15 protein-coding genes are annotated in these 19586 nt (G+C 71.4%); 10 read left to right on the plus strand and 5 right to left on the minus strand.

Going from position 1 to position 19586, the window contains the following annotated elements; all coding sequences use genetic code 11:
- The first annotated feature begins 20 nt into the window (after positions 1 to 20).
- Both AB0N66_RS00990 and AB0N66_RS00995 read left to right on the plus strand, forming a co-directional pair.
- The gene (locus AB0N66_RS00990) at positions 21 to 1136 is read left to right on the plus strand and encodes an aminopeptidase P family protein (RefSeq protein WP_365426565.1); all 1116 of its coding nucleotides are present in this window, start codon (positions 21 to 23) and stop codon (positions 1134 to 1136) included.
- Between the two features lie 68 nt (positions 1137 to 1204).
- On the plus strand, positions 1205 to 2134 hold the full coding sequence (locus AB0N66_RS00995) for an aminoglycoside phosphotransferase family protein (RefSeq protein ID WP_365426568.1): 930 nt from the start codon (positions 1205 to 1207) through the stop codon (positions 2132 to 2134).
- Positions 2135 to 2147: 13 nt separating this feature from the next.
- On the opposite strand, the gene treZ is transcribed toward AB0N66_RS00995, so the two are convergent.
- Positions 2148 to 3893 carry a malto-oligosyltrehalose trehalohydrolase gene (gene treZ / locus AB0N66_RS01000; protein ID WP_365426571.1) on the minus strand — a complete coding sequence of 582 codons (1746 nt, stop codon included), beginning with the start codon at positions 3891 to 3893 and terminating at the stop codon, positions 2148 to 2150.
- A 212-nt stretch (positions 3894 to 4105) separates the two neighbouring features.
- On the opposite strand from treZ, the gene AB0N66_RS01005 reads away from it, so the two are divergent.
- From AB0N66_RS01005 to AB0N66_RS01015, 3 genes are all read left to right on the plus strand, one after another.
- Positions 4106 to 4657 (plus strand): DUF1707 and FHA domain-containing protein, encoded by a 552-nt coding sequence (locus AB0N66_RS01005; protein ID WP_365426574.1) that lies wholly within the window; start codon positions 4106 to 4108, stop codon positions 4655 to 4657.
- A gap of 231 nt (positions 4658 to 4888) precedes the next feature.
- On the plus strand, positions 4889 to 6256 hold the full coding sequence (locus AB0N66_RS01010; protein WP_365426577.1) for a M14 family zinc carboxypeptidase: 1368 nt from the start codon (positions 4889 to 4891) through the stop codon (positions 6254 to 6256).
- Entirely contained in the window at positions 6253 to 6723 is a 471-nt protein-coding gene (locus tag AB0N66_RS01015) for an SSI family serine proteinase inhibitor (RefSeq protein ID WP_365426580.1), read from the plus strand. Before AB0N66_RS01010 ends, AB0N66_RS01015 begins: the two co-directional genes overlap by 4 nt.
- 4 nt (positions 6724 to 6727) lie before the next feature.
- Here the strand turns inward: AB0N66_RS01015 and AB0N66_RS01020 are convergent, their stop codons facing one another.
- Both AB0N66_RS01020 and AB0N66_RS01025 read right to left on the minus strand, forming a co-directional pair.
- Positions 6728 to 7978 carry a M14 family zinc carboxypeptidase gene (locus AB0N66_RS01020; RefSeq protein WP_365426583.1) on the minus strand — a complete coding sequence of 417 codons (1251 nt, stop codon included), beginning with the start codon at positions 7976 to 7978 and terminating at the stop codon, positions 6728 to 6730.
- Positions 7979 to 8640: 662 nt separating this feature from the next.
- The gene (locus tag AB0N66_RS01025) at positions 8641 to 9123 is read right to left on the minus strand and encodes a hypothetical protein (RefSeq protein WP_365426586.1); all 483 of its coding nucleotides are present in this window, start codon (positions 9121 to 9123) and stop codon (positions 8641 to 8643) included.
- Between the two features lie 52 nt (positions 9124 to 9175).
- Here AB0N66_RS01025 and AB0N66_RS01030 point away from each other — a divergent pair, with 52 nt between their 5' ends.
- Entirely contained in the window at positions 9176 to 10180 is a 1005-nt protein-coding gene (locus tag AB0N66_RS01030; RefSeq protein WP_365426589.1) for a cytochrome P450, read from the plus strand.
- On the opposite strand, the gene treY is transcribed toward AB0N66_RS01030, so the two are convergent.
- Both treY and glgX read right to left on the minus strand, forming a co-directional pair.
- Positions 10140 to 12557 (minus strand): malto-oligosyltrehalose synthase, encoded by a 2418-nt coding sequence (gene treY / locus AB0N66_RS01035; protein ID WP_365426592.1) that lies wholly within the window; start codon positions 12555 to 12557, stop codon positions 10140 to 10142. The two genes, AB0N66_RS01030 and treY, sit on opposite strands and share 41 nt — an antisense overlap.
- Before the next feature lie 122 nt (positions 12558 to 12679).
- Positions 12680 to 14788, minus strand: a complete 2109-nt coding sequence (gene glgX / locus AB0N66_RS01040; protein ID WP_365426594.1) for a glycogen debranching protein GlgX — start codon at positions 14786 to 14788, stop codon at positions 12680 to 12682.
- A gap of 178 nt (positions 14789 to 14966) precedes the next feature.
- Between glgX and AB0N66_RS01045 the strand changes: the two genes are divergently transcribed.
- From AB0N66_RS01045 to AB0N66_RS01060, 4 genes are all read left to right on the plus strand, one after another.
- Positions 14967 to 15773, plus strand: coding sequence for a Tat pathway signal sequence domain protein (locus AB0N66_RS01045; protein WP_365426597.1), 807 nt, complete (start codon positions 14967 to 14969; stop codon positions 15771 to 15773).
- Positions 15774 to 15844: 71 nt separating this feature from the next.
- On the plus strand, positions 15845 to 17200 hold the full coding sequence (locus tag AB0N66_RS01050) for a copper amine oxidase (protein WP_365426599.1): 1356 nt from the start codon (positions 15845 to 15847) through the stop codon (positions 17198 to 17200).
- A gap of 127 nt (positions 17201 to 17327) precedes the next feature.
- Entirely contained in the window at positions 17328 to 18566 is a 1239-nt protein-coding gene (locus AB0N66_RS01055; protein ID WP_365426602.1) for an SAV2148 family HEPN domain-containing protein, read from the plus strand.
- 121 nt (positions 18567 to 18687) lie between these two features.
- On the plus strand, positions 18688 to 19410 hold the full coding sequence (locus AB0N66_RS01060) for a 3'-5' exonuclease (protein WP_365426605.1): 723 nt from the start codon (positions 18688 to 18690) through the stop codon (positions 19408 to 19410).
- Positions 19411 to 19586: the final 176 nt, after the last annotated feature.

Below are 19586 nucleotides of genomic sequence, written 5' to 3' on the forward strand. Positions count from 1 at the left end.
CGGGACAGACGGAGGCATGGATGACCGGCACGCCCGCGCCCTTCACCAGCGGTGACTACGAGGCCCGTATGCGACGCGCGGCCGAGGCGGCAGCGGACGCGGGGCTGGACGGCGTACTGGTCGCGCCGGGGCCCGATCTGGTGTGGCTGACCGGGTACCGGCCCGTGGAGACCGAGCGGCTCACCGTGCTGGTGCTCAGGCCCGGTCAGGACCCCGTCCTGGTCGTGCCCACCCTGGAGGCCCCGGACGCGGCGGCGGCGGCCCCCACGCTGGCCCTCCGCGACTGGACCGACGGCAAGGACCCGTACGAGGCGACCGGCGCCCTTCTCACCGGCTACGGCCGCTATGGCATCAGCGACAACACCTGGGCCCTGCACCTGCTGGGCCTCCAGAAACGGCTGCCGGACACGCGATACCTGGCCCTCACCGAGACCCTGCCGATGCTGCGGGGTGTCAAGGACGCGGCGGAACTGGACCGGCTGGCGGCGGCCGGCGCCGCCGCGGACGCGACGTACGAGGAGATCCGGAAGGTTCCCTTCGCCGGCCGGCGGGAGACGGACGTGGCCGCCGATGTCGCCGCCCTGCTGCGGCAGTTCGGGCACTCCCAGGTCGACTTCACCATCGTCGCCTCGGGCCCGAACGGAGCGAACCCGCACCACGAGGCGGGCGACCGCGTCATCGAACGCGGCGACATGGTCGTCCTCGACTTCGGTGGCCTCAAGTACGGCTACGGCTCCGACACCTCCCGCACGGTCCACGTCGGCGAACCGGACGACGAGGAGCGCGCGGTGCACGACATCGTGCGCGAGGCGCAGGAGGCGGGTTTCCGGGCGGTGCGGCCCGGCGCCGCCTGCCAGGACGTCGACCGGGCGGCCCGCGCGGTCATCACCGAGGCCGGGTACGGCGAGTACTTCATCCACCGCACCGGGCACGGCATCGGCGTCACCACCCACGAACCGCCGTACATGATCGAGGGCGAGGAACTGCCCCTCGTCCCCGGAATGTGCTTCTCCGTGGAGCCCGGCATCTATCTGCCCGGCCGCTTCGGAGTGCGCATCGAGGACATCGTGACGGTGACCGCGGACGGCGGACGCCGCCTCAACACCACCTCCCGCGAGCTGGTGACCGTCGACTGACCGCCCTTCCCTCTACGAACGTCTGTCCCCTCTCGTACCCCACGTCCCCGAACGACAGCGGCGCGCCCATGACCCAGGTACCGACACCGACCGTGGACACTGTCCGCCGGCTGGTCCGTTCCCTGCTCACCGACGCCCCCACGGCGGGCCCGGGCCCCGAGGTCCGGCCCGTCGCCGAGGCCGGCGGACACTCCACCTGGTGGGTCGGTACGCGCCATGTGCTGAGGCTCGCCCCGGACCGCGAGGCCTCCGCGCGTCGGCGCCGCGAGCTGCGACTGCGTGACCTGGTCCGCCCACACGTCGGGGTCGCGGTCCCGGTGAGCGTCGCGCACGGCGAGTGGGCCGCCGGGCTGGGCTACACCCTCGACACCAAGCTGGCCGGCGTCACCAGCGAGGAACAGGACGTCTCCGCCATCGGCGAGGCGGACCTCGCCGCGCTGCTCACCGGGCTGCGCGAGGTGCCCGTACGCCAGGCCGAGGCACTCGGCGTTCCGCGCGCCGCACCGCGCTCCCTGGAGGAGCTGCGGACGTCCGCAGAACGGGCCGCCGAACAGCTCGCCGCCGCCGACGAGTTCGACCCCGCCCGGTTCGCCCAGCTCACCGCGGCCGCCGCCGCTCAGCTCGCCGCCCAGCCCGGGGTCGCCGTCCTCGTGCACGACGGCCTCAAGGGCGAACACCTCGTCGTCAGCGCCGACGGCCGGCTGCGCGGCGTCCTCGACTGGACAGACGCGGTGCTCGGCGACCCCACCGAGGACATCGCGGGGCTCGCCATCGCGGTCGGCGCCCCGGCGGCCGTGCGCGCCGCCACCCTCGCCGGGTACGGCGCCCGTCCCTGCCTGCGCGGCCTGTGGCTGTCCCGCTGCGACACCGTGATCCGTCTCGCCGACAGCCTCCAGGGTCGCGGCGACAGTCCCGTAACCCTCCTGCGGACCCAGCTGCGCCGAGCCTGGGAACCGATCCTGCTGGAACGGGTCACGGAACTGACGGGCGACGACTGAGCCACCACAGGCCCTACGCCTGCCTCAGCACCACACACGATTCGCCCGGCACACTCAGCACCCCGTCCTCGCCCGGCGCCCTGACCGGCTCCCAGGCGGCCAGCACGTGCGCGTTGCGAACGCCGAGGGGGATGGTCGCGGTCTCCTTGCCGAGGTTCACGGCCACCCGGACGTCACCGCGCCGCAGGGCGAGCCAGCGGGCCTCCTGGTCGTAGGCGACCTTCACCGCGGCGAGGTCGGGGTCCGACAGGTCGGCCTGGCGTTGGCGCAGGGTGATCAGATCGCGGTACCAGGCCAGTACGCGCGCGTGGAGTGCCTTTTCGGGCTCCGACCAGTCCAGACAGGACCGGTCCCGGGTGGCCGGGTCCTGCGGGTCCGGGACGTCCTCCTCGGCCCAGCCGTGTGCCGCGAACTCCCGGCGCCTGCCCCGCCGTACGGCCTCGGCGAGATCCGGATCGGTGTGGTCGGTGAAGAACTGCCAGGGCGTGCCCGCCGCCCACTCCTCGCCCATGAACAGCATCGGCGTGAAGGGCCCGGTGAGCGTCAGCGCGGCGGCGCAGGCCAGCAGACCGGGGGAGAGGGAGGCCGACAGCCGGTCGCCCTGGGCGCGGTTGCCGATCTGGTCGTGGGTCTGCGTGTAGCCGACCAGGCGGTGCGCCGAGACGCGCGTACGGTCGAGCGGGCGGCCATGGGAGCGCCCGCGGAAACTGGAGTACGTGCCGTCGTGGAAGAAGCCGGACGTCAGCGTTTTCGCGAGTGCCGGGAGCGGGGCGCGCGCGAAGTCCCCGTAGTAGCCCTGCGACTCACCGGTCAGCGCGGTGTGCAGCGCGTGGTGGAAGTCGTCGTTCCACTGTGCCTGTAGTCCGAGGCCGCCCTCCTCGCGGGGGGTGATGAACCGGGGGTCGTTCAGATCCGATTCGGCGATCAGGAAGAGCTGCCGGCCCAGATCGGCGGCGAGGCTGTCCACCGACGTCGACAGCTCCTCCAGGAAGTGCAGCGCGCGCGTGTCCCGCAGCGCGTGCACCGCGTCAAGCCGCAGTCCGTCCAGCCGGTAGTCGCGCAGCCACGCCAGCGCGCTGCCGATGAGATACGCACGCACCTCGTCCGAGCCGGGCGCGTCCAGGTTGACCGCCGATCCCCAGGGCGTCTGATGAGTGTCCGTGAAGTACGGCCCGAACGCGGGCAGGTAGTTGCCGGACGGGCCGAGGTGATTGTGCACGACGTCGAGGACGACACCCAGGCCGAGCTCGTGCGCCCGGTCGACAAAGCGCTTCAGCGCCTGCGGGCCGCCGTACGGCTCGTGCACGGCCCACAGCGACACACCCTCGTACCCCCATCCGTGCCGCCCCGGGAACGGGCACAGCGGCATCAACTCGACGTGGGTGACGCCCAGTTCCTGGAGATGGCCGAGCCGCTCGGCGGCCGCGTCCAGCGTGCCCTCGCGGGTGTACGTCCCCACGTGCAACTCGTACAGGACCGCGCCCGGCAGCGGACGACCCGCCCAGTCCGCGCGCCAGCCGTAGAGTTCCGGGTCGACCACCGCGCTCAGCCCGTCGGGGCCGTCCGGCTGTCGCCGTGAGCGGGGATCGGGCAGCACGGGGCCGCCATCCAGCGCGAAGCCGTACCGCGTCCCGTCCCGCGCCTCCGCGTCACCCGTCCACCAACCCGCACGCTCCGGATCGCGCTCCAACGCGCGCGTGGTGCCCTCGCAGTGGAGTGTCACCCGGTCGGCCTGCGGTGCCCACACCTCGAACCGCACAGACGGTTCCCCCTTGTCTGCTCACCGTTTGTCTGCTCACCGTTGTCTGCATTTCTGTGACGTAGCTCGTACATGGTGCGTGACGCGAGATCAATTCGCTTTCGAATCTCCCCTTTTGCCGCGTGTCCGCCACCTCGAACGGTCCGGTCGGCCGCGGCGGCTGTTTCTGTGTGTTCTGGACACCCCGCCCGCGCTGCCCGACAATCACCAACGTGACGTCGTCCTTCGAGTTCCACACGTACCCCGCGCGGCTGTCCGACGCGGAGCGCGACCGGGCGCTGAAGGCGCTCCGTGACGGCGTCGCCCTCGGGCGGCTCTCGCACGACACGTTCATCCGGCGCATGGAGCTGGCGCTCACCGCCCGAAGGTCCGATGAACTGGCCGTGCTCACCGCCGATCTGCCCACCGAGAGCCGCTGGTCGAAGGCGGTGTTCGGCACTGTCGAGGCGATCTCCGGCTTTTCCGTACGGATGCGCAGGGCCTGGCAGGCCGAGAAGCTCCCGAAGCTGCTGCTGCCCCACCCCGCGGGCATGTATCCCCTGCGGATCGGCCGCGACCCCGCCAGCGGTCTGCGGCTCAACCACGAGACGGTGTCCCGGGTGCACGCCGAACTGAGCCGACAGGGCGGCCTGTGGGTCCTGCGCGACCTTGGCTCGACCAACGGCACGACCGTCAACGGGCGGCGCGTCATCGGCGCCGCCGTCGTCAGGGACGGCGACCAGATCGGCTTCGGACGGATGACGTTCCGGCTCGCGTCGGACTGAGGGTTGCACGATGTTCCGGCGTAGGTCGGGCTGAGGGTTCGGATGGCGTTCCGGCGCGTGTCGGACTGATCGCCCGGGCGGCCATCGCATGCGTGGCCGACTGACCTCTGGCCTGGGATTCGCGCACCGTTTTCCTCGACTCTCCTTACCTTCCACGGTGTTGACGTACCCCCAGAGGCGTGACTGACTGTGCGTACACCATGCACATCAGGTGAACCGACGGCACCACATATGTGGAGGTGTGCCCTGCCGCCGCTCTCCCGCTACCCGACCGTGGACGAGCTGGGAGCCCGTGCGGCCGCGCTCGTCGCCCGCCGTCCTCGCGACGCTCGGCTGCGCCGCGTGGGCACGTCACGGGCGGGCTCGCCCCTGTGGCTCCTCTCCGTCGGGCACGGCAGCCGCCAGGCCCTCGTCGTCGCCGGACCGCACGCCAACGAACCCGTGGGCGGCGCCACGGTCCTGCGGGTGGCCGAACGGGCGCTCGCCGACCCCCGGTTGTGCGCGGGTGCGGACGCCACCTGGAACCTGCTGCTCTGCCTCGACCCCGACGGCGCCCGTCGCAACGAGGCCTGGCTGTCGGGCCCGTACACCCTCGGCAACTACTTCAGGCACTTCTTCCGGCCCGGCTTCCTGGAACAGCCCGAATGGCTGCCCGAGGGCGCGGACGGGGCCACCCTGCCCGAGACCCGTGCCCTCCTCGACCTCCAGGACGAACTGCGGCCCTTTCTGCAGTGCTCCCTGCACGGGGTCGACGTGGGTGGCGCCTTCCTGGAGCTCACCCGCGAGCTGCCCGGCATCGCCCAGCGCGTCGCGCACACCGCGACCCGCCTCGGCATCCCGCGCGAACTCGGCCCGTACGACACCCTGTACTGGCCGTCGCTGGGCCCCGCCGTCTACCGCATCCCACCGCCGCGCCGTGGAGACCTGGCGGCCGCCATCACCGAGGCCGCGGTCGAGTCCACCTGGTTCCACCCGCACCCGTACGGCACCGTGACAGCGGTCGTCGAAGCCCCCATGTGGGGCGTGGCCGCAGTGGAGGACCCCGCACCGCCCGCCGACGCCGACGCGGTGCTGCGCGCCGTCAGCCACACGCTGCGCCGCGACACCGGGCTGCTGGAAGAGATCCTCGCGCGCGTGCGCCCCGTTCTCGGCGGCTCCCCGGACGTCGCCCGCCTCCTCGCCCCCGTGGACGACTATTTACTGGTCGGCCCCGGTCTCGCCGACTCGTGGGACCCCGACCTGCGTGACGGTGGAGCGCGCCCTCTGCCGCCGCTCAACATCGCGCGCCTCACCGCCCTGCGCCTCGCGGGACGCCGCGTCGCCCTGCGCACCGCCGGGCTGCTGCACCAGCTCGTGACCGGCTCGGGACACGACCCGTGCGGAGTGCTGCCGGAGCTCGACCGGCTGATCGACGAGTGGTGCGCCGACTACCGCGACGGCTGCGGGGCGCGCTGGATCCCGGTCGCGCGGCAGGTCGAGTACCAGGCACGCGTGGTGCTCGCCGTGTTCGATCTCGCCGGGCGCCGCGCGCGCGTGCGCTCCCGTTCGGGTGAGACAGGGTGGGGTTCGCAGGCCGCGGTGCCGATGCATCGGGAATGACGAAAACCATTCAAGCGGTACGGGGCGGCCTGCTCGCGGCGGTCACGCTCCTCACCGTGGGCGCGGCCCCGGCGGCCCCGGCCCCGGCCCCGACCCCGGCTCAGGCGATGCCGCGGCAGGCGGTCCCGGGCAACTGGCTGTACATCACGGTCACCGCCGGCGACGCCCGCTCCAGCGACACACGCGGCACGCTGCTGCTCTGCGATCCGCCTCAGGGGCACGCCCACGCGGCACAGGCCTGCGAGGAACTCCGCACCGCCGAAGGGGACATCACCCGGATCCCGGTCAGGGCCGACGCCCTCTGCCCCATGCTCTACGCACCGGTCACCGCCTCCGCGCGCGGCGAGTGGAACGGCCACCGGGCCGAGTACACCCGCACCTTCTCGAACACCTGCATGATGGGAGTCGAGACTGGCTCGGTGTTCGCCCTCGGGGGCCCTGGGGGCTTCGAAGGCTTTGGGGGCTGATTCTTCAGGCCGGGGCGTCGCGCGCGTGGCGGGCCGCCGCGATCACCGTACGGGCCTGGTGCTCGACCTGGTGGTTCAGGGGAACCCAGCGGGCACGGAAGCGGTCGGCGAAGGCGTCGCTCCAGGCGGCGACGAGCCGTTCGAGGTGTGGCACCTCGCGGTCGCCCGTCTCCCTGAGGACCCGCAGCAGCATCGCGGCGGCCCGCAGCGGAAGCCGGCGGCCGAACGCGTCGACACTGCCGACGTACGCCATCGTCGTGTTCGTCGGTGGTGTCCGGGCCCAGTCGTCGGCCAGGCCCGGCACCAGTTCCAGCGCCCACTTGGCGGCGCGCAGGAGCGGCCCGTCGGGGCCCTGGAGCCGCGGCAGCGCCTCCGCGAGTACCGCCTCCACCTGGAGCGTGTCCCGCAGGAGCCTGCGCGCCAGCCGTCGCATCGCCGCCCCGGGGGCCGGGTGCGGCGTCGGGTCGTCCACCAGGTCGCTGGCCCACATCGGCACCTCGACGACGGCGGTGAGACCGCCGTACCGGTGGGCGTGGTACCAGGTGCTGTGCCGCGCGTCGTCGGGCATGCTCGGGTAGGCCGTGTCCAGGCCGGGAGCCGGCATCACATGCACCCCGGGCCCGGAGGCGGGCCAGCCCGCGGCGTCCGACGCGGCCGTCTCCACCGGGATGTGCAGTTCCGCCGCGGACTTGGCGAACGGCTCGGCGAGCCCGGGGATGTCCTTGGTCAACTGCACCCAGCTGCCGCCCAGATCGGTGCCGTGCAGGCTGACCTGGAGGTAGGGCCGTACTTCGTCGATCACTTGGATCAGGGCGAGGGTCTCGGGCGGCAGCCGGTCGGGCGGCAGCACGGACGGGGACCACTCCGGCTGCTCGGGCCCGGCCGGGCGGAAGAAGCCGAGGTGGTAGTCGAACAGGGTGCGCGGCGCGGGCGTCACATGGAGGCTCGCCCCGTCCGGGTCCGCGCAGAGCAGGAAGTGCCAGGAGGTGTCGACCCGTAACTCCCGCTCGTGCATGACCCGTTCGGCCACCGACAGCACGGTCGAGCCGCCGGTCGGCTCGTTCGCGTGGGCGCCCGCCACGACGAGGACCGCGCGCCGTGCGTGTCCCATGGACAGCAGATGGATGGGTCTGCCCGCGCGCGAGACGCCGACTTGTCTGAGCGCGCACAGGCCGGGCCGGTGAGCCGCCAACGCCCGCGCGGACGAGACGATTTCGGTCACAGTGGGGTAGCGCAACTCCGGCAGGAGACTCACCCCCGACTTGTCTGCCCTGCGTCGCTTTCCGCAGTACTCCACGGACTGAGTGAACTGTCAAGGAGATGAAGGGGCGGCTCCAGGGGGCGCCAAAAGGCATTTACCGTTGGCAGGGGGGTGTGCGCCGACGGATGGCGAATCCAGCGCTGATGCAGGTTGCGCTCAGCAAGTGTCAGTAACCTCGCGCGGACCGAGTCGGAGGGAGCCGGGTCACCGGCTTCACTCGCATGGGTGTACGAGGCCTGCGGTCCGGGCGTTGCGATGGTCGGCTGGGACCAATCGCGCGGGTCCAGCGCGCAGACCCGAGGCGGGAGGCCGGCGGTGCTTTGTCCCCACGGGCTTCCCGGTCTTCTCGGGCATTACAGTCATCCCGGTCCTCTCGATCATCCCGATCATCCCGACCATCCCGACCATCCTGGTCTTCCCGGTGAAGGCGCACCGGTGTCCACCCCGACGGGACCGCCGTCGGCGGCTCCCGGTGCCGGGCCTGCGCGTCGGAGCCCGTGGACAGGGGGCTCGTCCGCGCTGCTGAGCCTGTGGCCGGAGAGCGTGTCCGCGTCGCCGAGTCACTGTCCCGCGCTCCGGTCCGAGGCGGAGAGTCCGCGGTCGGGGCACGGGCCGGTGCCTGAGGAGGCGTGGAGGGAGCGCGCCTCCGCGCCGGCTCAGACGCCGAGCCTGCCGCCTCCCATTGGCCCGGTGTCTGACACCGGCCTGCTGCCTTTCACCGGCTCGGCGCCCGGCAGCAGCCCGCCGCCTCTCACCGGCCCGGCGGCGAGGACGGAATCGCCGACGAGGACGGCCGAACCGACGAGGTCGGGCTTGGCAACGAGGTCGGGCGAACCGACGAGGTCGGGCTTGGCAACGAGGTCGGGCGAACCGACGAGGTCGGGCTTGGCAACGAGGTCGGGCGAACCGACGAGGACGCGCTCGGCGACGAGGTCGGCCGAACCGGCAAGCACGGGCCCGGCCACTACTACGGGCTCGGCCACGACTACGTGCCCGGCGACGATTACGGGCTCGGCGACGATTACGGGCCCCGCGACGACTACGTGCCCGGCGACGCCTTCGGGCTCACCGACAGGGACCGGATCGCCGTCGGAGAACCGTCCCGCGCCCCCGCCCCCGAGCCTCCTCGCCGCCCACACCGAGCGCGACCCCTACCCGCTGTATCGCATCCTTCGTGAACGCCATCCCCTCGTGTACGACGAGCCGTTCGGCGCCTGGCTGGTCAGCCGGTACGCCGATGTGCGCGCCGCGCTCGCGGACCCGCGGCTCGTCGCGGTGCCGCCCGGACGCACCCTGGCCCACCTGGAGGGCGGCACGCACAGCGCGCACCGGGCCGTCGTCTCCCCGGCGTTCCGCGGGGCCGCGCTGGCCGCTCTGAGCGCCGGTGTCGCGCGCACGGCGTTCGTCCTCGCCCGCCGTCTCGCCGCGCGCCAGGAGGCCGATCTCGTCACCGAGTTCTGCCAGTGGCTGCCCACCGCGGCGGCCGTTGCCGCGCTCGGGCTGCCGTACGAGGACACCGCGCGCGTGCACGCCTGGTGCCGGACGGGCCTCGACCATCTCGGCGGCCGGCACCCCGAACTCGACGCCTTCCTGCGCCCGTACATCGCCCGCCGCCGCGCTCACCCGGGTACCGATCTGCTGTCGGCGCTGTGCACTGCGCGGGCCGACGGGCGCCCCTTGTCGGACGAGACCGTGGCGGGTCTGGCGGGGTCTCTCCTGGGCGCGGGCGGCGAGGCGACCGCAGGGGGCCTTGCGTCGTTTTTCGCCAACCTCCTGGATCACCCGGGCCAGTTGGGTGTCGTGCGCGCCCGTCCCGCGCTCGCGGCCGGTGCCTGGGCCGAGTCGCTGCGCCGCGATCCGCCGCTGCATGTGGTGCTGCGGCGGGCCGTCGAGCCGGTCGGCGCGATACCCGTGGGCGCCACCGTCGCGTGTCTGGTGGGCTCCGCGGGCCGGGACCCCGCACGGTTCGCCGACCCGGACCGCTACGACGCCTTCCGCACCGACCCCGGGCAGCTCGCCCATGGCTCCGGACGGCACTTCTGCCCCGGCGCCCTGCTTGCCCGGCTCACCGCGGAACATGGCCTGCGCGCCCTGCTCACGGTCCTGCCGGACCTCCGGTGGGTCCCGGGCTTCCGGCCCACCCCGGAGGGCCTGATCAGTCGCTCACCGCGGAGCCTTCCGGTGCGTCTGCGCTGACCCGCTCCAGCAGCACGACGGGCAACTGCTCGAAAAGTTCCGCCACGCGCGCGTGCCCCGTGAACTCCCGCGCGGGGGAGAGCACATCGGTCCACCGCCCCTCGGGGAGCGGGAGCACGGTGTCGCGCCAGCCGCCCGCTTCCGCCAGCCGCAGCGACAGCCGGGTGACGGCCGTGACCACCTCCCCGGAGCGTACGAACGCCACACAGTGCGCGGCGCCGGGACCCTGCGCCGTCAGCGGTGCGTACGTCGCCGAGTCGCCGAAGACGGCGGAGCGCCGCCCGCGCAGCCGCAGTGCCCCCGCGGTCAGCGCGGCCTTCGCCGACGGCTGCTCCTGAGGTGCGAACGGCCGCCGGTTGTCCGGGTCCACCAGCGCCAGATATTCGCCCTCGGTGCCTTGGTAGACGTCCGGCACCCCGGGCATCGTCAGATGGACCAGAGCGGCCCCCAGGACGTTCGCCCGCACATGCGGCGCCAGGGCGGCCCGGAAGTCGGTCACGCGCCGCCCGGGCGCCCCGCAGGGCCCCTCCGCGACGAACGCCGCCACCGCTTCCTCGTACGCGGCATCCTGCTCGGTCCAGGCGGTGTGCAGCCCGGCCTCCCGGATGTGCTTCAACAGGGCCCCCTGAACCCGCTCCGCGTCGGCCGGGCCGAGCCCGAACACCGTCTGCCACGCGGCCCACGCCACCTGCGGGTCGGGCACGCCCGCGCCGTCGCGGGTCACCTCGGTCAGGACGTCGGCCCACTGTCCGGGGCACTCGGTGAGCACGGAGAGGGCGGCTCGTACGTCGGCGCTGCGTTTCGTGTCGTGCGTCGACAGGGCGGTCCCGGTGGCGGGCCAGTCGCGCTGCACGCGCGCGCAGTAGGCGTGGAAGTCCTCCGGGGACACGGCCGGGCTCCCGGGGTTCCCGCCCACCTCGTTCGCCGACATCTGGGGGACATAGCGGTAGAACGCGGTGTCCTCCATGGACTTGGCCCGCAGCGCGGACGAGGTCTGCGCGAACCGGGCCCGGAACTCGGCGTGCCCGGGCCCGTCACCGGCCCGCCCGAGCACCAGGTCCCGTACGACGTCCACGGCGTGCGCCTCCTCGGGCACCGTGAAGACCGCCCGGGCCTCGGCGGCGGCCTCCTCGGTGACCACCAGGGCGGCGTCCGAGGAGGGGTAGGGCCGGTACACCTCAAGGCGGACGAGGAGTTCCCGCAGTGCGGTGCCCAGCGCCCAGGGGGCGTGGTCGCGCAGCGCCGGGTCCGGGGAGTCCGTGCACAGCCGGTTCGCCACGCGCGTGAGACGTTCGACCTCGGTGGCCAGTTCGTGCGTGACCACCTTGTACGCCGCCCGGCGCACCGTCGGCTCCCAGTGGCCGCCCCGGTCGCTCTGAGGGGCCGCGAAACGCCGGTACTGGCCGAGGAGTTCACCCGCGCCCGCCGGGTCCGTGAAGAGGCCGTCGATGTGCCTCAGCGCGTCGTAGCCGGTGGTGCCCGCGACGGGCCACGCGGCGGGAAGCGGCTCGCCGTCCGCGAGGATCTTCTCGACCACCGTCCAGCGCCCGCCGGTCGCCTCGTGCAGTTGGCGCAGATACGTGTCCGGGTCCGCGAGTCCGTCCGGGTGGTCGATGCGCAGCCCGTCCACCACGCCGTCGTCGAGCAGCTCAAGGATCTTCGCGTGGGTCGCCGCGAACACCTCCGGGTCCTCGACGCGCACCCCGATGAGCTCCGAAATGCTGAAGAACCGGCGGTAGTTGAGCTCGGTACGGGCCAGCCGCCACCACGCCGGGCGGTACCACTGCGCGTCGAGCAGCTGCGGCAGGGGCAGGTGCGCGGTGCCCTCGCGCAGCGGGAACGCGTGGTCGTAGTAGCGCAGGACGTCGCCGTCCACCTTCAGATGGCCGATCTCCGTGCCGAGCCGGCCCCCGAGCACCGGCAGCAGCAGCTGCCCGCCCTGGGCGTCCCAGTCGATGTCGAACCAGCGCGCGTAGGGCGACCGGGGCCCCTCACGCAGCACCTCCCACAGGGGGTGGTTGTGGCGCGGAGACATCGCCATGTGGTTCGGCACGATGTCCACGACCAGACCAAGACCGTGTTCCCGCGCGGTGCGCGCCAAGGAGCGCAGCCCGTCCTCCCCGCCCAGTTCGTCCCGTACGCGCGCGTGGTCCACCACGTCGTAGCCGTGCGTCGAGCCCGGGACCGCTTCCAGCACGGGGGACAGGTGCAGATGGGAGACGCCGAGCGAGGCCAGATACGGCACGGCGGCCTCGGCGGCCCCGAAGGGGAACTCCGGCTGGAGCTGCAACCGGTACGTGGCGGTCGGCACGACGGGAACCACGGGCTCGGCAACCACGGGCCCGGGAGTCACCGGTTCTGGACGCTCAGGTGTCATGGAGACCTACGTACCCGCCCTGCCGCCTTTCGTGTCATCGACGCACGCAAACGGGCACGCGCGCGTGTCCCAAAAGAACCCTCTACGCGCGCGTGCCCCGGAGAACGACCACGTCACCGCCTCTAGGCGGGCCGATGCAACACCGTCATGCTCCGGTCGACCAGTGTCAGCCGGTCCCCGGCCTCGATCTTCGCGCCCGTTCCCGGTGCCACTCCCTCCGGGCGTGCCGTGTCGACGATCACCTGCCACTGACGGCCGTGATTCACCGGCACCACGAACTCCAGGGACTGCGACGAGGCGTTGAACATCAGCAGGAAGGAGTCGTCGGCGATGCGCTCCCCGCGCGGGCCGGGTTCGGAGATCGCGTTGCCGTTCAGGAACACGGACAGGGCGCGCGCCGTCGCGGAGCCCCAGTCGCGCTCGGTCATCTCCTCGCCCTCCGGGGTGAACCACGCGATGTCGGACAGTTCGTCGTGCGTGCCCTGGACGGGGCGCCCGTGGAAGAACCTGCGGCGCCGGAAGACCGGGTGGTCGCGCCGCAGCCACACCATCGCGCGCGTGAACTCCAGCAGCTCGCCGCCTTCCTCCGGCCACGGCACCCAGGACACCTCGCTGTCCAGGCAGTATCCGTTGTTGTTGCCGCCCTGGGTGCGCGCGAACTCGTCGCCGTGGCTGAGCATCGGCACACCCTGGGAGAGCATCAGCGTGGCGATGTAGTTGCGCCTCTGGCGTGCCCGCAGGGCCAGGATCGACTCGTCGTCGGTCTCGCCCTCGACACCGCAGTTCCAGGACCGGTTGTGGCTCTCGCCGTCGCGGTTGTCCTCGCCGTTGGCGTGGTTGTGCTTGTTGTTGTAGGAGACGAGGTCGTTCAGCGTGAAGCCGTCGTGACACGTCACGAAGTTGATGGACGCGAGGGGGCGGCGGCCGTCGTCCTGGTAGAGGTCTGAGGAGCCGGTCAGACGGGACGCGAACTCGGCCAGCGTGCGGGGCTCGCCGCGCCACATGTCCCGTACGGTGTCGCGGTACTTGCCGTTCCACTCGGTCCACAGGGGCGGAAAGTTGCCCACCTGGTAGCCGCCCTCGCCGACGTCCCAGGGCTCGGCGATCAGCTTCACCTGGGACACCACCGGGTCCTGCTGCACCAGGTCGAAGAACGACGACAGCCGGTCCACCTCGTGGAACTGCCTGGCCAGCGTGGCCGCGAGGTCGAAGCGGAACCCGTCGACGTGCATTTCGGTGACCCAGTAGCGCAGCGAGTCCATGATCAGCTGGAGCACGTGCGGGGAGCGCATCAGCAGGGAGTTGCCGGTCCCCGTGGTGTCCGTGTAGTAGCGCTGGTCCTCCGCGAGGCGGTAGTACGAGGCGTTGTCGAGGCCCCTGAAGGACAGCGTCGGGCCCAGGTGGTTGCCCTCGGCCGTGTGGTTGTAGACGACGTCCAGGATGACTTCGATCCCGGCCTCGTGCAGGGCCCGGACCGCCGACTTGAACTCCAGGACCTGCTGGCCGCGGTCGCCCCAGGAGGCGTACGCGTTGTGCGGGGCGAAGAAACCGATCGTGTTGTAGCCCCAGTAGTTGTTCAGGCCCATGTCCACCAGACGGTGGTCGTTCACGAACTGGTGCACGGGCATCAGTTCCAGCGCGGTGACACCCAGCTTGGTCAGGTGTTCGATGATCGCCGGGTGGGCGAGCGCCGCGTAGGTGCCGCGCAGTTCCTCGGGCAGCTCCGGGTGCTGCATCGTGAGGCCCTTCACATGGGCCTCGTAGAGCACCGTGTGGTGGTACTCCGTGCGCGGCGGTCGGTCGTCGCCCCAGTCGAAGTACGGGTTGACCACCACGGACGTCATCGTGTGCGGCGCCGAGTCCAGGTCGTTGCGCTTGTCGGGCTCCCCGAAGTGGTAGCCGTACACCTCCTCGCCCCACTCGATCGCACCGCTGATGGCGCGCGCGTACGGATCGAGCAGCAGCTTCGCGGAGTTGACGCGCTGCCCGTGCCCGGGGTCGTACCGCCCGTGCGCACGGAAGCCATAGCGCTGTCCGGGCATGATGCCGGGCAGATATGCGTGCCGCACGAACGCGTCGCTCTCGCGCAGCTCCACCGCGGTCTCCGAGCCGTCGTCGTGCAGCAGACACAGTTCTATACGGTCGGCGGCCTCCGAGAAGACCGCGAAATTGGTACCGGCACCGTCGTACGTGGCACCGAGTGGATATGCCTCTCCAGGCCAGACCTGCATGGATATGACTCTTCCAGTAGTGCCGTGCCCCGGGGGGCTGCTCCGACCCGAGTCTCCCCGAAAGTGGGGGAACCTCCTATGACTTACGTCCCTCTTACCCAATGACCAGGCATACGTCGTGTGCCGAACCAGTGGGGCTCGAAACACTCCTGGACGGACCAGGGGAGCAGGGGGAAATGTGCGCAGGACAGTGCACCGCCATCTGGGCAAGGTGGTGGCGGGTACGGCCATCGCGGTGGCCGGGACAGCGGTGATGATCGGTATCACGCTGCCGGGCTCGGCGGGGGCCGACGACTCGGGCGGAAGCCAGGCGAGCGGTCGGACCGCGCAGGGGACGGGGCAGGAGCAGGCGGCCGTGCAGCCCGGCGTCGTCGAGCAGGTGCCGGACGAGGGTGACAAGGGCATTGGCCGTGACCCGCTGACCGACGACGAGACCGAGCGGGTCGAGCGCCTCGCCCTGAACCAGCAGTTGCTCAGGTCCGCCGAGGATGTCGAAGGGGACCGCGGCCCGCAGCGGATCGGCGTCGACCTCGCCGAGCCCGCGGCGAGCGAGCTGGGCGACCCGAACGCGCCGCGCCGTGCCGAGGTCCGGTTCTACGACTACAAGGACGACGCGCTCGTCACCAAGACCGTCAACCTCGACACCGGGAAGATCGAGCGGACCGACACCCAGCACGGTGTCCAGCCGCCCATCAGCCGCGACGAGATGACCGAAGCCGCGCAGCTGCTGATCGCCGACCCGCTCGGCGCGGGCCTGAAGGCCGACTACAAGGACGCCACGGGGAAGGCACTCACCTCCCCCGACCTGCTGATCCTCAACAGCATGGTCTACCGCGCGGCCCCGGGCGTCCGGCCCGCCGCGCTCGCGGACTGCGGCACGCACCGCTGTGTGCGGCTCTTCCCGAAGGTCAGGAACGGTCCCTGGATCGACAGCCGTGACCTGGTGATCGACCTGAGCGCCCGCAAGGTCGTCAAGCTCGCCTAGCCGGCGCCACCGCCATCAGCTCTCCTTTCCCACTCACCTCCTTCTCTGCTTTCGCAAGGAGTCTCTTCGTCATGCGCGTAAAGGGTTTGCTCAGCGGCGTCCGACCGCGGGGAATCAACGTCCGACCGCGAGGAATCAGCCGTGTCCACAGCCGGACGGCGGTGCGCCTCTCGGTGGCCGCACTGGTCGTCGGTGCGGCCACGACCGTGGGACCCGCGGTCGCCCAGCCCAAGGCCGCTCCCGCGGCAGCCGCCGAATGCAGTGCGGCGTACCGGATCGAGCAGAAGCTCTCCACCGGCACCACCTGGCGGATGTGCTGGCACTACGAGAGCGAGGCCGGGCTCGTCCTGGAGAACATCTCGTACCAGCCCAAGGGCGAGGCCCGCCCGATCAAGGTCCTCACCAGCGCCAAGCTCGGCCAGATCCACGTCCCCTACGACGACGGCAAGGCGGAGTACGACGATCTCACCGGCGCCGGTTTCGGGCAGGGCCTGATGAATCTGGCCCCGGGCGAGTGTCCCGGCGGCACCATCAAGACGGTCAAGATCCCCAACGCCTGGGACCCGGAGCACCCCACCGCCAACGGCCTGTGCACCACGACCCGTACGCGCGGCCACGCCTATCGCATGCAGGGTGACACGGCGAGCAAGGTCTACCAGACCCAGGGCAAGGACCTGCTGATCTACACCGTCAACCAGGTCGGCTGGTACGAGTACATCACCGAGTGGCGCTTCCAGGACGACGGCACCGTCAACATGAACGTCGGCGCCACCGGCAGTCTCTCGCCCGGCGACTACAACGCGGGCGACGGCCGCGGCTGGCCGATCGGCAAGGGAGCCAGGTCGTACGCCACCAGCCACAGCCACAACGTCTTCTGGCGGCTCCAGTTCGCCCTGGACGGCTCCACCAAGAACAAGGTCGAGCAGTACGACTCCGTGGTCAGCCCGCCCGCGAACGGCAACGAGGGGCCGACCAACAAGACCACCCTCACCAAGGTCACCAAGGAACTCGCCGGCGACGCCAAGAACATGCGCTGGTGGCGCGTCGTCAGCGACATCGGCAAGAACAAGGACTGGCACGCGCGCTCGTACGAGATCGTCCCCGGCGCCACCACCAAGTACCCGGGGCGCAGCTTCACCAAGCACGACATCTACTTCACCGAGTACAACCAGTGCGAACAGTTCGCCAGCAACAACCCGGGCAACTGCGGTACCGGAGCCGGTAATTCCGTCGACAAGTGGGTCAACGGACAGACGCTCACCCACCCCGTCGCCTGGGTCAACGTGGGCTTCCACCATGTCGCGCGCGACGAGGACCAGCAGCCCATGCCGGTTCACTGGCAGGGTTTCTCCATCGCCCCGCGCGATGTCACGGCTATGAATCCGCTCACGCCGCCGGCGCTCGCCAACCAGAACGGGCAAGGCTAAAACGGTAGTTGAGAAATGACCTGTCCATCGGGCTGCACCGCTGACCGCTCCCGGAGTACCCTTCCTTGATCGTTGAGTGGGGGCTTGCTCCACGCGAGAGCTCGGGGGAGCGGAAGGCGGTGCGCGGGTGGGCTCGGGAGGGCTGGAGTTGCCTCCTGGTGACGAGGGTCACGAGGGGAACTCCACAGATGTCCCACCCGGTGCGGTGTCCCTGGCACGGCCGATGGAAATGGGATCTATTGGACCGGAACTGGACTGGGGCGCCGACGCCTGGAGCGAGGTGCGTACGCGCGCCCAGCGGGCCGGGCGCGCCTACATCTGGCTGAACCTGGTCGAACAGCGGCTGCGCGCGGTCGTGGCCGCTGTTCTCCGGCCCATCTACGAACCCGTCCACGGCGACGAATGGGTGGTCGCCGCCGCCGGACCCGCAGGGCAGGAGTGGGTCCAGCGCGCGGTCGCCGTACGCGAAGTCAGCCGCCGCAAGGGGTACTTGCTCGACCCCGCCGACGACAACGTGCTCAGCTTCCTGACCCTGCCGCAGCTGCGCGAGCTGATGGTGCAGCACTGGCCGTGCTTCGAGCCGTACTTCGACGAGCGCCGCGACGTCGAACTCGCCCTGGACGAACTGGAAGTCACCCGGAACGTCGTCTCGCGCAACCGTGCCCTGTCCGAGGCCGTCCTCGCACAGGCCGAGCGGGCCGCGTCGAAACTCCTGGAGATACTCGGCGCCGGCAGCGACGTGCCCTCCGCACGCAGGCTGCCCGTCGACGCCGTGGAGAACCTGGTCGGCGACCGGTACGCGGACGTGGTCGGTGTGCACTCGGACCGGGTGCGGCTGCTGCGCCAGTTCCCCGCCGAGGACCTCTTCGGCGGCGCCCGCCGCCTCGACGTCATCGGCATCGGCCTGAACCTGCTCGTGCAGAACTTCTCCGGACGACGGCTCGTGCGGCTCGCCGAGTCGGGCTGCCGGGTCCGGCTGCTTTTCCTGAACCCCGCGTCCAGCGCGGTGAAGCGGCGCGAGCGTGAACTCGGAATCAAGCGCGGCGAGTTGAGTCGCGCCGTCGAGATGAACATTCTGCACATGCGCCGGGTGCGGTCCAAGCTGCGCGACCCGGGTGCCTTCGAGATCCAGGTCTACGACGAGACGCCCCGCTTCACCGCGTACCTCGTGGACGGGGACGGCTCGGACGGCATCGCGGTCGTGCAGTCCTATCTGCGCCGGACGCGGGGCATGGAGGCGCCGGTGCTGGTACTGCGCGGCGGGGGCCGGCTGGTCAAACCGGACGAGCTTGATGAAGAAGGGCTTTTCTCGACATACCGCGAGGAGTTCGAGCTGGCCTGGGCGGATTCACGGCCGGTCTCCTGATACTCCGGCGCGCTCTGACGCCCTCGCGGCCGGGAAGGGGAATGCGGCCCTCGGATTGTCAGTGGTGCATGGGATCGTGGAGACCACTGGGGGAAAGCACCACGAAGAAGGGGGGCCGCCCATGGGCTGGCACCAGGAGCTGCTGACCGGCTTCGACCTGGAGACGACCGGTACGGATCCGCGCGAGGCGCGCATCGTCACGGGGGCTGTGGTCGAGGTCAAGGCCGGAAGTCTGCAAGGGCACCGCGAGTGGCTGGCCGATCCGGGGGTGGAGATTCCGGCGGACGCGGTGGCGGTGCACGGGATCACTAACGAACGGGCGGTGGCGGAGGGCAGGCCGGCCGATCAGGTCGCCGACGCGATCGCAGGCGTCCTCGTCTCGTCCTGGCAGTCGGGCGTCCCGGTCGTCGCCTACAACGCGGCCTTCGATCTGACCCTGCTCTCCGCCGAGCTGCGGCGGCACGGTCTGCCGTCCCTGCGCGACCGTCTGGGCGGCGTTGATCCGGCGCCCGTCATCGACCCGTACACGATCGACCGCTCGGTGGACCGCTACCGCCGCGGCAAGCGCAACCTCGAAGCGGTCTGCACGGAGTACGGGGTATCGCTGGACACCGCCCACGACGCCTCCGCCGACGCCCTCGCCGCGGCCCGGCTGGCCTGCGCGATAGCCGACCGGCACCCAAAGGTCGCGGCCCTCGGCCCGGCGGACCTGCACCGCCGCCAGATCCAGTGGTACGCCGAGTGGGCGGCCGACTTCCAGAGCTTCCTACGCCGCAAGGGCGACACGGACGCGGTGGTGGACGGCGTGTGGCCGCTGCGGGACCTGGCGGACGAGCGGGTCTGAGCGCCCGTGGGTTCGAGGCTTGGTCGTCGAGCGGGTCTGAGCCTGCCTGGTTTCGGGGCCTGGCAGATGAGCGGGTCTGAGCGCCTCTGGGTTCGGGACTCGGCGGTCGAGGGGGTCTGAGGCCGCCTGGCTGCGGGGGCTGGCGGTCGAGTGGGCCTGAGCCTGCCTGGCTGCGG

It is taken from the genome of Streptomyces sp. NPDC093544 (assembly GCF_040683495.1).
Classification (GTDB): domain Bacteria; phylum Actinomycetota; class Actinomycetes; order Streptomycetales; family Streptomycetaceae; genus Streptomyces.